This is a genomic window from Streptococcus sp. SN-1, from assembly GCF_041154385.1.
GTDB classification, from domain to species: Bacteria; Bacillota; Bacilli; order Lactobacillales; family Streptococcaceae; genus Streptococcus; species Streptococcus mitis_CT.
Map to the genome: position 1 here is coordinate 1,996,942 of NZ_AP028929.1, position 13,072 is coordinate 2,010,013.

The window sequence follows — 13,072 nt, forward strand, 5'->3', positions numbered from 1 at the left end:
AGTATAACACAATATATTGTATGTTGCAAACGGTTTTATTTTTAATTTTACGAGATTTATCATACAACATTTCTCTTCCTTTATATATGCTAGTTTTACGTCACATAATTAAAATAGTTGTATAAAATATTTTTAAATACCTGCCTGAATTCTTACAAGGAAATGCAATGTATTTTTTGATAAACTGGTCTTGTAAATAAAGAACGTTCAAATATTTACAAGAAATATTTAACAGAAAGAACTAGCTTTAAGCTAGTAGAGGAATATTAATATGGTTAATGCTAACCAAAATTTACTACAAAGTGGTTTGTTCGGAAACAAATCAAATCAATCAGGCGATTCAATTGTAAATGACCGTCGTACTGCTCCAGTTCTTAGCAACATTTCTACATGCGTCGCAGTAAGTGTTACAGAGCCAAAACCATTTTTCCCAATCGTTGGGTTTGAGAAAAACAGTAATGGTAAAAACGCCCCTGTATTCTCAGAAAAATCAATTGGTTATGAAGTATTTTTATCAATGCCCAAAGACGATGGCGCAGTTAAGTTGATTAGCCTTGTTGTTCCTACGATAGAAATTGCGAATAAGATTCAGTTTAGACATTTGTATCAATTGGTCAATCCAAGAGGAAAATACAAGTATAAAAGTTTTGATGTCATCGAAGTCTGGGCTGAAGATGTTAAAGAAGTTAGTTTAAAGTAGAGAGGAAATAGATATGAAAGATATTTCTAAAGAATTAGATGATTTATCAGCTTTAGACTTGCCCATTGAACTACGAAAGATTTTATCAGCATACATGCGTTCTGAAGTCCAAGGACGAGTTTCATCTTTCGTGAATTTGAGTTTGGTTTACTCAAACGGTCGTTACACTGATTTCATTCGTTCATACATGTATTTTGAACTTATGCGTCGTAAGATGTTAAAAGAAATGGAAGAAATTTGTAGGTATTTATGATTCGGTATAAATTAAATAAAAATACGGGTCATCTGATGCCAACCTTGCCAAGCCTAGTAACTCTACTCCAATTTTTTGGAGTTGGGTTACTATTTGGTGGTGGTATTATTCGATGGCTACTATTTAAAGGAACAAAGATTGGGATTTTTAGAAGTGAAGCACAGCTTGGCTTTCATTTAGAAGTAATTGGAATAGCTGTCTTGCTTTTGGTTAATCTTGTTTTACTGGTTCGATTTGTTTTAAAGCTATCAAAAATTGGCTCAGTATCTCTATACTATCAACTAAGGTTGATTGAACGACAAACACACAAAGCACTGTTGGATTCAGCAACTGCAAATCTCAAAGTTGGTAGCAAATTCATAGATGTTAGTAAAGCGCATGCGTGCTTTGAAAAGCTAAGCAGGCGCATATCGGTTAAAATCAAAAAATTAGCTGACCAGACTACGGACGATTTAGAAAAGTTTGCGGAAATGTTATCAGCGTGTTTAGTGGGTAAAAACCGTTCACTCATTGTTTTAGATTATTGGTTAAGTGAAGATAATACAGAGTTCATTTATTTACTAGATGATATTGTAGAAGCTAAAGCAAGACAGCTGAAGCCTAAACATATCACAGAATTAAAACCAGCTAATGATTTTGAAATAACAGTTGAAAAAGGCTTGACCTTTTCATTCATACGTTCTCCTCAAATTTTATTAGTCGGAAATACAAACAGTTCAAAAACAACATTTTTAAAATCAATGCTTGCACAAGTATTTATGTTCAATGAAGATGTTGATTTAACAATATTAGATGTAAAATCTGAGTTCAGCTCATGGAATTTTCTACCAGTTGGGACTATTTTATCAGACAGTGAAGAGATTTTAGCATACTTTGAAGAGTTATTAGAATTAGTTATGAAACGTGAAAAAGAAATTGCAAAATTGTCAGCACGTGATGATATTACTGGCGCAACTTTTGTGAATTTCGGTAAAGAGATGAAGATGAAGCTATGTATTATAGAAGAATATTCAGCTATGCTTTCAAGCATTACAGATAACAAGATGAGAAAAAGGGTTCAAGATTTGGTCTTGTCTATTGTGTCTCGCTCTCGCTCTAGTGGTGTCTATATCTGTATCTGTATGCAACAACCAAGGTCAGAACTTTTAAGTACAGCGATACGAGATAATTTAGGTGTTCGTATTTGTTTATCAAATGGCGCTATAACAGATGAATTAGCTAGAATGGTCTTTGGAGAAATAGATAATATTGATAATCATGCGCCACGATTTTCAGGATACATCATGACTACTGATGGACAGTTCAGTAAACCAAGAAAGTTCTGGAATATCAATCTACACGAACACGGATTGGAAAAGATTAGTACATTTAAACTAGCGTTTTTATACGGTCAACGATTAAGAAAGAAGTGTAAATAATGGGGTACTAGCATTCATGGGGGTCTAGTAATGACCCCCATCCCACCCCTTACGGGGTTAACTACAATATAACTAAAAGGAGTTATTTTACTATGATTTTATGCGATATAGATGAAATTGCATTTGTTTTTTTGCCTGACTTTAATGAAATGATGTCTGATTATGAAGCATTTGCTTCAACTATCTGTTTAAAAATTGATGAATTATTGGAATTAGAAAAGTACACGGTTAACTATAAGTTAAATGAAAAAGGATTTGCAGGCTACAATTATATTGTCAATTTTGATGAATTTGAAATTCTATTATGTTTTAACACAGACAGTTCAAGGATGGGAATTTTTCTCAAATTCTCAGGTCAAGGTTTAAAACACTACATGAAGCGACGTGAAGAAGATAATCAAAAAATTTCGTATCGTCAATTAGTTCAAAAATTTTTTGAATTAGAAAATTATTTTAGTGGTAGTTGTAGAGTTTCCAAAATTGATTTTGCGATTGATTTTATAGATGAAGGTTTGAAAGTGAATCAGATTCATCAGGAATTAAATAAGTCAACAATAAAATCAAAATACATTGACAGTTTTTCAAATACAATTAAATTGAGAAAAAATCAGTCAAATATCAGTACGTTCAATACAAACAATAGAGTAGAAACAATTTATGTTGGTAGCAAAGCAAATAAAGGAAACTCTCTATTGTTAAGAATCTATGATAAAAAATTGGAGCAGGAGAAAAAAAAGGGCATCTTTTATGATGATGCCTTGAAATGTGATGATTGGGTGAGATTTGAAATGTCAATCAGACAGGCTTACGCTAACCAAACAGGCTTAGATATTTTAAAATGTAGAAATGATAAAGAACTATCGAGCCTAATTTTTCAACGATTTACGGACAAATATTTATTTTTCAAAAATGATGAATTATGGGATATTTCAAAGGTTATGCTGGAATACGTTTCGACTGATTTTGATTTATTGAGGTCAAAACCACGGCGAAAAAATGATTTATTATCTACCTATGTTTACTTATTGAAAAATAGCGGTTTAGAATCATTTCTATACAAGATTGATAAAATTTACGGTAAAGAATCAATTCAGGAGTTTTTCAGGCATGTTTTGATTCATTTCAAAACAAAGTACAAACCCTCTCCTGATACGATTATATTTTTAAATAATCGAAAAGATGAACTAAAGAAAGAAAAGAAGCCGTGGGATGTATTCAAGTAAAACGATGAAAGGAAAACTTATATGACAGATATGACGAAATTAAATCAAATTGAAGAGCTACTAAATATGCTCATTGTTATCATTCAACAAGAATTACAAAGTAATAATTCTCATGGAATAGTCACACAGAAAGAACTATTGAAAATTTTACAGATTTCTCACAACACGTTGAAATCATGGGAAAATAAAGGATTAAAACGACTTGAACCTCCCATAGAGGGAACACGTACAATTTATTATAAATTGGAAGATGTCATTGAATTTTTGACTATTTAACTTCAAAATGTGCTAGAATAGAATTATCAAACAAAGAATGTGAGGGTTCTATTTTAGCTTTTTGATTGTCCGAAAAAGAGGCTATATGAATAAAGAAATCATTCAACACAACAATAAAAAGATAACAAAAACCACAAAACAAAATGGCATAATCAGTTATTCACTTAAAGGTGTTTACATTGGAACTGATGTAAAGACTGGTAAACGCATCACAAAAACTATCACTGCTAAGACATTGAAATCTTTGGATAGAAAAATTGTTGAAGCTAAAATTGAGTTTGAAAAAGCTGGCTCTACCCTTAAAGAAACTATCAAAATTGATAACTTTGAAAGTCTAGCTGAGGTATGGTTTAGCAACTTCAAAACTTGGGTGTCTTCACAAAATACTATCAACCGAGTGAGGGGGTATCTTGATACCTATATCATTCCTCACTTTGGGGATTATAAACCTTGTCAAATTGAACCTGCTGATGTTCAACTTTGGGTAAATAAGCTAGCTAGAAAAGCAAAGAAATCTGTTGATTCCGGTGTAAAACGTGCCCCAAAAGGTAGTGCAAAAGATTTTGGTGCAATGGCTCACAAAGTCAGTGATATTTTTGATTTTGGCATTACAAACTGTGGGCTGACCACTAATCCAGCTAAATCAATCAAGATTCCACCTAAACCAAAAGCAAACAAAGAGCGTATCATGGTACTCCATGATGATGATCTGAAACATTGGTTATTTTACCTTGAGACCTTGCCCAATACCAGAGCAAATAGACGCTTTAAGGTCATTTGTAACACGTTATTAGCGTCTGCATTACGAATCAATGAGTTGCTAGCGTTAGAAATTACTGACCTTGATTTTGAAACTAATGAAATTCTTGTCAGTAAAACATTAATGTGGAAAAGTGCAAATAAAAAACTAGGTGTCAAAGGGGAAATGGTTTGTAAGAAAACTCCTAAAACGGATTCTGGTAATCGTAGGGTTGCAGTTTCACTTTCAATCATGGAAAGTCTCAAAGAGTTTCACGAGGAAATGACTGGCTATTTTGAAAAGCATGAGTTGCCAAAATCTTCACTCATATTCCCAACCATATACGGGAATTATATGTGCGATAGAAATGAAAGAGCAACTCTTAAAAAGCGTCTATCTGCTTTAGGACTACCAGACTATGGTTTTCACTTATTCCGCCACACACACGCTTCTCTGATGTTAAATGCAGGTATGAACTGGAAAGAGTTGCAACATAGAATGGGACACAAGTCTATCACAACAACTATGGACACATACGCTGAATTAGCTCCTAAAAAGACATTTGAAGCAGTGGATATTTTCCTAAATAAAATGGAAGAACTGGCAAGTTGATTCCATCACTACCTTTATCACTACCTTTAAACTTTAAAGCTCTACAATCCTTGATAATATAGGGGATATAGGTCAATTATTTAACCTTTACAGAAGTTAAGTAAGCATTCAATACGAATCAATACAGAAGAAAAACGCTGTTCCAAGCGTTTTTTTCTTTTTGTTAATTATCTTATATTTCAATTCAGACTCTACTTATCCTACAATCTTTTTTTGTAAAGCTGATTTGAATCAGGTAATTTTAGCACTCTACTTAACCAATGTCATCATTGTTTACCTGTATTATACATGATGTGCAAAATGGAAATTGGTAACACGGATTCTAATTTCAGTAAAATGAACTCAAGACACAAACACACTCTGTGGCAATATCAAAACAAAAGCTTGAAAAATCGAAAGGGTTGTGTTAGAATGAACTTACAATGTGAGTAAAGTTACAGCATATGTAACTAAAAAAGCCCCACCGTGCCACCGATGGGGTTTTTTGCTACCCTCTAAAAGGGTTAATCATTACTTCTTACGTTTCTTAAGCCATAACTTGAAAAGCTCAGATAACACGTTAATAAGTAACGGAGCTAGAAACACTGTGAGTAAAGTTTCTAACATATGTAACACCTCCCTTCCTTAAATTGAGGGGGCCAAAATATTATATCATCAATATCACGTAATTCCCAAACAAAAACGCCTTCCTAAGGCGCTATTTTTTCTTGAACAAGCGAATGTAATCCTGTTTGCTATGAATAATATCTGATACAAAGACAGCTTTTCTGTCCTCTAAAATATGATAGAAGGCTAGGTAATCGCCTAAAATGATGCATCGAGTTTTGTGGGGTGGGTATATAATAACTCCTACTCTTTCATCAGCATCAAATCCTGCTTCCGGGAAAACTTCAAGACGTTCCAATCCGTAAAGAATATTCTTAACTGTGTTTGCTCCTGCCTGTTCTGAAAAGTAGTTAGCTGAGATATAATCTTTAATACCTCTTAGCTGTTCTTGTACCGTTTCGGAGATAATAAGGCTATATACGTTCTCGTTAAATTCCAAGGTTAGCCCTCACTTCATCAAGGCTGTAAGTTCTTCCATGTTCTAAATCGTCAAAGCTACGGGCAATTTCAGCACGCAACCCTGATAGAAGTTCTTCTCTTTCTTTATCTACTTGAGTTTCAAATGGCAAAGCTTTATTTTCTACAATGTGTTCTAAAAACAAGTTAAAACTGGCTGTCATATCAAGATTTTGCGCTGTGATAATAGCTTTAGCCTTCTCTAACAAGTCTCTGTTAGTCTTAAAGTTTACCTGTGTATTTTTTTCTAAAACATTCATAGTAGTACCTCCTTTTAGACTATTATATCACTTTAAACTATACAGGTCTAGCTGCGTATGGATACTTATAGCTGTATGCTTAAAAGCTATTGTAAAATGTTAAAAAAAGCACTAAGGGAAAGCGCCCCAAAGTGCTCAATATCAAGGCTCTAAAGCCTATCTGATTCAATAAAATATTACAACATCTTGTTGTATAATCAAAAACTACTTATTTTATGTTTCTTTTGGGCTTCCTAACCCTTATATCACGCGCTTTTTAACAAAAATCACTAATATTACTTTTCACTACTTGCTCCCCCAAAGTACGCAAAAAGGGGAGCAAAAAAGCCCCACAAAAGGGCTAGGATTTGACGAGTTCAGCAGGCAAGAAACTAGCACGGTCAAACGTGCTTTTTTTATTGCTGGTTGCTGATAGGTATATTATACCATGAAGCGCGTGGTTTATAAGATTATGACCTCACAAAAGCCCCCAGATTCGTTTCTGAGGGCTTGTAGTTTATCCATGGTGTTTTAGTTGTCCAGTACGAAACAAAGCAAAATAGGGGGCGAATATGAAGCCTACGCCTACATTTGCCAACATTTACGCTTCTAATTCTTGTAGTAAGGTTAAATCTAAATCATCAAGGTCAACATCTATTTCAAAATCCATGTTTAAATCTATCTCCATATCCTCTAATTGGATATTCTCCAAATCAATCAAAAAATCTTCAATCATGTCATCCCCCTCACTTAAATCTCAACATTTCTCAACAAAACACCCCAAACACCTACTTATATGCTTCCAGCTCTCCGTTCTGGTGGATTCTCGCAAAGTTTAAGACTGCTATCTGTTTGTATCGGTGGTAGCTAGTGGAGCTAGTACCTGCCATTTCTACGCATTCGCTCATTGTTTTCTTTCTCATGTAGCAATAATGGATAATGAAGTATTTTCTGGCTCTCTCGTTCTCTATGCTGTTGATGTCGTGGGCGAATATCTCCAACCCCTCACGGATTGCTTTTTCATGCTCACCGCTCAAATTCCACTGATCAGGTAAGACAAGTTTCCAAGCCTCTTCATCTATCGTAACTTGGCTTTCACTTCCTGCCATCCTCTGGAAACGTAGAAAGTAAGTCATCCGCTCTCTGACGTTCATCATCGTTTTAAACTTATCCAGCTCCATTAGTTTGCCCCTTCCACCTTGGTCAAGTTTTCTATGGCTTTTTGCCTTACTCGATATACCGAGGTTGTAGATACACCTATTTCCTCAGCAACTTGCCAAGCGTCAAGAACATTCAAGTAGAACAGCCTGAGAACAGAACGTTCAAGCGGATTGGCCAGCTTATCGATCAGCCTAGATATTTCCATTCTCTCTTCAGTAAGTCGCTCAATTCTCTGTAAAGTGTCCTCTTTTAGTTTTAGAACACTTATAAGGTTATTCTCTGCTGTATTTACCCTGCTTGTTTGTACTCTGGTATTGCTCAGTTCTTGCTTTTTGATAATACCGCTTTCTAAAGCTGCAAGCTCTAAATATAAGCCTTCTATCTCCTTGTTTATCCACTTAACGCCCTCTAGTTTTTCTTTTACCTGCTCTGGTGTCATGCCTCAGCCTCCTCTATGGTATAATAATTTCAAGGAATAATTTATAAAGGAGTCAGCCCTGTGCTGGCTTTTTTTGCGTTTTCTAGGAGTTCGATTATACCCCCTTAACGTTCTTTATCTCTAAAAGTATTTGTATCTTAGGAAATCTTAGTATTTTATCTCTAGAATAAAGTCCTTACCTTGCTATTTTAAAATGTAAAACCTAACCAAAACCTAATCATTCTGAGGTGGTAAGCCTTGGCTTTTTGTATTTTCAACGACTGGTGGAATATGTTCATACTTGTTCATACTTTAAAGCAATTAAGGCAAGTTATTTATTGGCTTATCATTTTGTAAGCAATTAAGAAGGCTTATTGTCGTCCTTATCTCCTTGATAAATGACAGGGGATATATCCACTTTCTCGGCGTTCGCTCTAGCTTCAAATGATTTCCGTGAGAAAAAATGTACAGTGACGGGGGAAGCTCATAGAAGCGCGTGGGTGGGGGAGACACCCCCACTGTGTTATAAAATTGGAGTAGCTTTATCGGTCAAAAAATCAAGCTAAACACTTAGTAATACTACATTATACAAAAATTAAAAACATTTCAAAAAGGGAATTTTTTGCACGGAAGAGGGGCGCGTTCCTATATCCGAACAATAACTAGCCCCGTCTAAAAATAACGGGGGTATCTCTGCCTCCTGTCTAACCTTCATGCCTGTTTAGTATATTGTAATTGAAGTTTTCTAATTGTAAAGACAAACAATGTTTATCTTATTCCTTTTTAGATTAATCTTTATTTAGATTTGTTTGTTTGTAAATCCTCCAAATCACTACTTCAGATTACTCAATCCATTCAGCCAAAATCTATCTCCCTTTCTAGTATAGTAAACAAACTTTTGATAATGCTTGTAATATCGTTTCTGTTTCATATACTTTGGTCTTTCTGGGAAACTATCAAACATATATCCACCACGTCTAGGACTCCAATTTGGTTCTACCTTTCTAGCTTCCCTAAGCGCAAGCTCCCAGTAGTATTGGCAATCCGTTTTACTACGGTTCAGGGTGCTCTTGTGGATCTCTTGGCATGTACCGCAACTAAAATACAAATACCGTTTATAAAGCAACCTGCACCGTCTCCCACAATCAGGGCAAAGAAAGAAATATCGATTACCTCCCTTAGTTCCTGGTATTCTTGCTAAATCAAAACAATCATGTTCAAAGATGATGTACAGATTATCTAAGTCTATTTCTAGTTTTCTACCGTCCAACTCAGCTATACCGTGACTAATGTTCTTGTCTTTCATTGGCTTTATAAACGTTTCTATGGTTATTGATTCTATAATTTCCATTCATTCAAAATACCTTTATATAGAAAAACCCAAATCGTTTGGGTTAGTAGTAATAAAACCACAAAAAGAGGCTGGTGCCTCTCTTGATAGTTCTAGCTTTCTGCCTCTGCCACATAATCAGCAAGGCCTTTATATTCTCCCTCTACGTCCAATTTTTGGAGTAGGCTAATACTTTCATCGTCCAGCATTTCCAACGTACCAAAAGCAGTCATAGAGTCCATAGGGATAGGCTTATCAGAAAGCAAGCGATCAGCATAGTCTAATAGTTCCAGCTCGTAATCTGTGACCTTATTCAGTAAACTCTCAAAGTCCTCTGACTCTTTAAGTTGGAGCACGCGCTCCCGTTTATAACGTTCTTCAAATGCTTCATCGTCCACTGGTTGGTTGTAATAGTCTTTGAAACTGTCACAAATACGCTTGAAGGTCTTGTTTAGTTTGCTATCCTCCACATACTCAGCTACAAGAGTGCCTTTATCCTTGTAGGTCAATGAGATTGTAGGCTGGCAATATGTTCCAGTCATATATCCCAGTAACGCGTGACCTGCTACCATAGCAGTATCTAGGTCTTTAAATTCGTAAGTGAAAGTAAGTGTTTTGGCTTTATCCGAAAATGTTTTTAGTGTCATGTTGTTTCTCCTTTTATTTGTATAATACTAGCAAACTAGCAATCGCGCCCATACCATCACTATCTCCTACGGTTGCGGTTGAATATTTTACATCAATTACCTCCACGGTCGCCATAAAATCATTTACTTCCTGCTCAAATTCTTCAAGCGGTTGTTGCCATTTATAATAAAAAAATAGTTTAGTTTTCATGTTGTTTCTCCTTTTTTCTCTTAGATTAGGTTTTGATTAGTTTTAAAAAATAACCCTTTAAAAGCCTAGTATATAAGCGCTTCAAGGGTGTTAGATTAGGGTTAGTTTTACTTTTCAAGTTCGCGTCTATATAACACGTTTATATTTATTTTTTTATATAGAGATATTAGAAATAAAAACTAACCTACTAACCTAAATACTCGCAAAGACTTTTATATCAACGTTTACAAAGATTAGCGTTTAGGTTATGTTTCTATTTTTTGCATAACCTAAATTGCTATAACCCTTGGTGTAATTGGTTTTTTAGTATTAAATTTCCTAACCTAAATCTTCATCTTCTAAGTGTATTCCCCATACCCCTTTGACAAATCTTTTACGTTGAAAACCTTGTGGGTCAAGTACTTCATAAAACTTAGGGCTAACCGTTCCATTTTTTGCCGAGTACTTATATGACGTTGTTTTTTCCAATTCGGCCATTACTGCATTACCAAATTGTCCAAGTTTAGGTTTATCTATTCCTATATCCTCAGCAAATTCTTTTAGTTTGTTTCTTGCTATAAACATTGGAACATGATTTACTTTATGCCAACCATTAGGGATATAGAAATTCTCTACCCAAACTTTGATATAATCATTGTCGTTTTTGTACTTGCTAAGCATTTCTTGTACTACTGTTGGTTCTATAAAGCTATCAAAATCTGGCATATTTAAAACTTTAAACAAAACCCACTCTAGTAGCTCTTTGTTCTTTATAAATCGGTCTTTGATTTCATGACGTTCTTTCTGACCGTTAAAATCTGCACGGAAAGGAATGATACAAAGCCGTCTATACCAACCCATCGTCTTATTTCTAGCTCTAGGCAAATCATTGCCCGAAAAGATACACAATAGTCTGAAACGTGCTTCCACGGGTTGCAAGCTTTTTTTATTGACCTGCACTGGATCTCCACTAATTACACTCATAAGGTCAGAAACTTCATCCAGGTACTTGTTAGAAATATCATCTCCAATATTACAAACCTTTCCTTCCAAAGCACCCAAATAGAACTCTTTTCCAAACTGGTCAGGTTTCAAATTACTAATATTTGACCGCCCTATTAAATTCTCCAGCAAGGCTTGGAAAGTACCTTTCCCATTATTACCATCTCCAACCATTAGCACCATTTTCTTACGTGTTCGGTTTGGATTGATAGCCTCATTTATGACTTGCCACAATAAAGCTACAACTTCTTTATCGTTAACTGCTAATGTCTCTAACCATCTATCAAAATCAAACCAACCATCTAAAATAGGCTTTCTGGCGCATGGGTTGTACTCCGTTTGTATCTTGCTGGTAATGACAAAATTAGGACTAAATTCCTCTAGTTTATGAGTCTTAATATTATAAACTCCATTCGCTACTGGAATATATCGATAATCGTCCAGCGGTTTTTTCATTTTTGTTTCTGTACGGATAAAAGATATAAGTTCCGTGAAGAACTTGTTAGAGGTCAAACGTGAGTCATATTTTAAAAGCAATTTTCGGAAAATATCGTTACTTGATACATAATGGCCTAAATCCAAGTGGTAAAGATATAGCTTACTAATATCACTTATTGCACCCTCGCCTATAAAGGTAAAATAGCAAATTTCCTGCAATGCTTTGGCTACTATTGCGACGCTAGGCACTGGAACCTCTACTCTCTCATTTTTCTTTCCTTCATTGACGATATAGGAGTTTTCTTTACGCCATTGATCTCCAAGTTCCCAAATCCTACTATAAAGTTCCCACATTGTTTTTGGAGGTTGTTCTTGCTCTCTGACCTCCATGATTTCACTTTTTAGGTTTGCTAATTCTTCTAGTTCTATGGTTCTAACCTCTCTTTCTATATTCAGCCCGTGCTATACTGCTAAAAGTGCGGTCTAGCTCTTCAATAGGCAATGGTTCAACCGTCACGCTATTGGCTATCCTTGTAAGTTCATAGGCGGTCTCTAGGTCACAATCAACCCACTTATTGAAGAGTAAACCTACAAAGCGTGTCAGTGCTACGTTTCGCCCTCCCTCGTCTCCAAATCCGTTGAAAAGCGTGTCAATGATCCTCATGGTCATAGATTTCTGACCGCTTGGCCTTGGAGTATATGGAAGGCTTGTAGCATTCTGTTTAACTGGTTCAGCCGTTGTCTGTGGTACTGGATAATCAAGTCCATGCTCTACAATTTTTTGATAACTTGATGGGTCGCCTGTTGTTACTGGTAGCCCTTGAAGTTGTGACCATGTTAAACTGGCCATGTCAAAGGGTAGCCCAATCTTATCAGCAATCTCTTTCACTATCTGCTTATAGGTTACCTCGTTCATCACGTTGTCAGGCTTCACTACAAGGCGAAAACGGGGCTTTTCTAAGCTATGTTTAATAGTCGGGTATAAGATATAGGAGTAACCAAATAAAGCGCTAGAGACGGCTTTTATGAAGTCCTCAGACGTCCCCTGTATATCGTCATAATCAAGGAAAATCAAATCCCGATAGATTAGACTGGAGTTGTTTCGCTTGTAACTGCCATTCTTTTCTGCTGTTACTTTGCCACTGATACAGTAGGGCGCTTGTGTACGCTTGTATTCCTCAATTTCTGTCCCCTCTGGAACGACTAAAGGCTTAAATCGTTCAATATACTCGAATGGCTCAATCTTATCAAATGGATAGACAAGATTATTTTGAAAACCTTTAGCCTCATAAATCACCATATCAGCCTCCTTTTCTTCGTTTCTTTCTTAATTTCTTCAACCGCTTTTGTTCTTTGGTTTGCTCTAAGGTTGATTTCATATCCTT

The 13,072-nt window shown here is 35.5% G+C and carries 16 protein-coding genes; 6 read left to right on the forward strand and 10 right to left on the reverse strand.

Features of this window, described 5'->3' with window-relative positions; translation table 11 throughout:
- Nucleotides 1-271 precede the first annotated feature (271 nt).
- From ACAM22_RS09325 to ACAM22_RS09350, 6 genes are all read left to right on the forward strand, one after another.
- Nucleotides 272-700 carry a hypothetical protein gene (locus ACAM22_RS09325; RefSeq protein WP_369606735.1) on the forward strand — a complete coding sequence of 143 codons (429 nt, stop codon included), beginning with the start codon at nt 272-274 and terminating at the stop codon, nt 698-700.
- A gap of 13 nt (nt 701-713) precedes the next feature.
- Entirely contained in the window at nt 714-953 is a 240-nt protein-coding gene (locus ACAM22_RS09330) for a hypothetical protein (protein WP_369606736.1), read from the forward strand.
- Entirely contained in the window at nt 950-2,371 is a 1,422-nt protein-coding gene (locus ACAM22_RS09335; protein WP_369606737.1) for an FtsK/SpoIIIE domain-containing protein, read from the forward strand. The genes ACAM22_RS09330 and ACAM22_RS09335 overlap by 4 nt, the downstream gene beginning before the upstream one ends.
- A 92-nt stretch (nt 2,372-2,463) precedes the next feature.
- A complete protein-coding gene (locus ACAM22_RS09340; protein WP_369606738.1) occupies nt 2,464-3,594 on the forward strand; it encodes a replication initiation factor domain-containing protein in 1,131 nt (376 codons plus the stop codon).
- Between the two features lie 21 nt (nt 3,595-3,615).
- The gene (locus ACAM22_RS09345) at nt 3,616-3,870 is read left to right on the forward strand and encodes a helix-turn-helix transcriptional regulator (RefSeq protein WP_369606739.1); all 255 of its coding nucleotides are present in this window, start codon (nt 3,616-3,618) and stop codon (nt 3,868-3,870) included.
- An 85-nt stretch (nt 3,871-3,955) separates the two neighbouring features.
- Nucleotides 3,956-5,221, forward strand: coding sequence for a tyrosine-type recombinase/integrase (locus ACAM22_RS09350; RefSeq protein WP_369606740.1), 1,266 nt, complete (start codon nt 3,956-3,958; stop codon nt 5,219-5,221).
- Between the two features lie 697 nt (nt 5,222-5,918).
- Here the strand turns inward: ACAM22_RS09350 and ACAM22_RS09355 are convergent.
- The 10 genes from ACAM22_RS09355 to ACAM22_RS09400 all read right to left on the reverse strand — a co-directional run bounded on the left by ACAM22_RS09355 (nt 5,919) and on the right by ACAM22_RS09400 (nt 12,987).
- A complete protein-coding gene (locus tag ACAM22_RS09355; protein WP_084923593.1) occupies nt 5,919-6,266 on the reverse strand; it encodes a type II toxin-antitoxin system RelE/ParE family toxin in 348 nt (115 codons plus the stop codon).
- Nucleotides 6,256-6,543: a type II toxin-antitoxin system RelB/DinJ family antitoxin gene (locus ACAM22_RS09360; protein WP_001101478.1), complete on the reverse strand. Its 288-nt coding sequence runs from the start codon at nt 6,541-6,543 to the stop codon at nt 6,256-6,258. The genes ACAM22_RS09355 and ACAM22_RS09360 overlap by 11 nt, the downstream gene beginning before the upstream one ends.
- Before the next feature lie 580 nt (nt 6,544-7,123).
- On the reverse strand, nt 7,124-7,258 hold the full coding sequence (locus tag ACAM22_RS09365) for a hypothetical protein (RefSeq protein WP_261043244.1): 135 nt from the start codon (nt 7,256-7,258) through the stop codon (nt 7,124-7,126).
- Between the two features lie 52 nt (nt 7,259-7,310).
- On the reverse strand, nt 7,311-7,703 hold the full coding sequence (locus ACAM22_RS09370; protein WP_265472232.1) for a transcriptional regulator: 393 nt from the start codon (nt 7,701-7,703) through the stop codon (nt 7,311-7,313).
- Nucleotides 7,703-8,122: a DUF1492 domain-containing protein gene (locus ACAM22_RS09375; protein ID WP_261051639.1), complete on the reverse strand. Its 420-nt coding sequence runs from the start codon at nt 8,120-8,122 to the stop codon at nt 7,703-7,705. The genes ACAM22_RS09370 and ACAM22_RS09375 overlap by 1 nt, the downstream gene beginning before the upstream one ends.
- Nucleotides 8,123-8,933: 811 nt before the next feature.
- Complete coding sequence (locus ACAM22_RS09380; RefSeq protein WP_261051725.1) at nt 8,934-9,443, reverse strand: hypothetical protein; 510 nt, start codon at nt 9,441-9,443, stop codon at nt 8,934-8,936.
- Nucleotides 9,444-9,544: 101 nt separating this feature from the next.
- Entirely contained in the window at nt 9,545-10,078 is a 534-nt protein-coding gene (locus ACAM22_RS09385) for a hypothetical protein (protein ID WP_261051642.1), read from the reverse strand.
- 13 nt (nt 10,079-10,091) lie between these two features.
- Nucleotides 10,092-10,268, reverse strand: coding sequence for a hypothetical protein (locus ACAM22_RS09390; RefSeq protein ID WP_261051644.1), 177 nt, complete (start codon nt 10,266-10,268; stop codon nt 10,092-10,094).
- Nucleotides 10,269-10,586: 318 nt separating this feature from the next.
- Nucleotides 10,587-12,077, reverse strand: a complete 1,491-nt coding sequence (locus tag ACAM22_RS09395) for a DNA primase family protein (protein ID WP_261051659.1) — start codon at nt 12,075-12,077, stop codon at nt 10,587-10,589.
- Nucleotides 12,078-12,120: 43 nt separating this feature from the next.
- Nucleotides 12,121-12,987 carry a primase alpha helix C-terminal domain-containing protein gene (locus ACAM22_RS09400; RefSeq protein WP_261051660.1) on the reverse strand — a complete coding sequence of 289 codons (867 nt, stop codon included), beginning with the start codon at nt 12,985-12,987 and terminating at the stop codon, nt 12,121-12,123.
- Between the last annotated feature and the right edge of the window lie 85 nt (nt 12,988-13,072).

Coding starts and splice junctions, on each gene's coding strand:
- ACAM22_RS09375 (WP_261051639.1), bottom strand. CDS start 8,122: ATGACACCAGAGCAGGTAAAAGAAAAACTAGAGGGCGTTAAGTGGATA.
- ACAM22_RS09395 (WP_261051659.1), bottom strand. CDS start 12,077: ATGGAGGTCAGAGAGCAAGAACAACCTCCAAAAACAATGTGGGAACTT.
- ACAM22_RS09350 (WP_369606740.1), top strand. CDS start 3,956: ATGAATAAAGAAATCATTCAACACAACAATAAAAAGATAACAAAAACC.
- ACAM22_RS09370 (WP_265472232.1), bottom strand. CDS start 7,703: ATGGAGCTGGATAAGTTTAAAACGATGATGAACGTCAGAGAGCGGATG.
- ACAM22_RS09335 (WP_369606737.1), top strand. CDS start 950: ATGATTCGGTATAAATTAAATAAAAATACGGGTCATCTGATGCCAACC.
- ACAM22_RS09400 (WP_261051660.1), bottom strand. CDS start 12,987: ATGGTGATTTATGAGGCTAAAGGTTTTCAAAATAATCTTGTCTATCCA.
- ACAM22_RS09340 (WP_369606738.1), top strand. CDS start 2,464: ATGATTTTATGCGATATAGATGAAATTGCATTTGTTTTTTTGCCTGAC.
- ACAM22_RS09330 (WP_369606736.1), top strand. CDS start 714: ATGAAAGATATTTCTAAAGAATTAGATGATTTATCAGCTTTAGACTTG.
- ACAM22_RS09360 (WP_001101478.1), bottom strand. CDS start 6,543: ATGAATGTTTTAGAAAAAAATACACAGGTAAACTTTAAGACTAACAGA.
- ACAM22_RS09365 (WP_261043244.1), bottom strand. CDS start 7,258: ATGATTGAAGATTTTTTGATTGATTTGGAGAATATCCAATTAGAGGAT.
- ACAM22_RS09325 (WP_369606735.1), top strand. CDS start 272: ATGGTTAATGCTAACCAAAATTTACTACAAAGTGGTTTGTTCGGAAAC.
- ACAM22_RS09390 (WP_261051644.1), bottom strand. CDS start 10,268: ATGAAAACTAAACTATTTTTTTATTATAAATGGCAACAACCGCTTGAA.
- ACAM22_RS09345 (WP_369606739.1), top strand. CDS start 3,616: ATGACAGATATGACGAAATTAAATCAAATTGAAGAGCTACTAAATATG.
- ACAM22_RS09385 (WP_261051642.1), bottom strand. CDS start 10,078: ATGACACTAAAAACATTTTCGGATAAAGCCAAAACACTTACTTTCACT.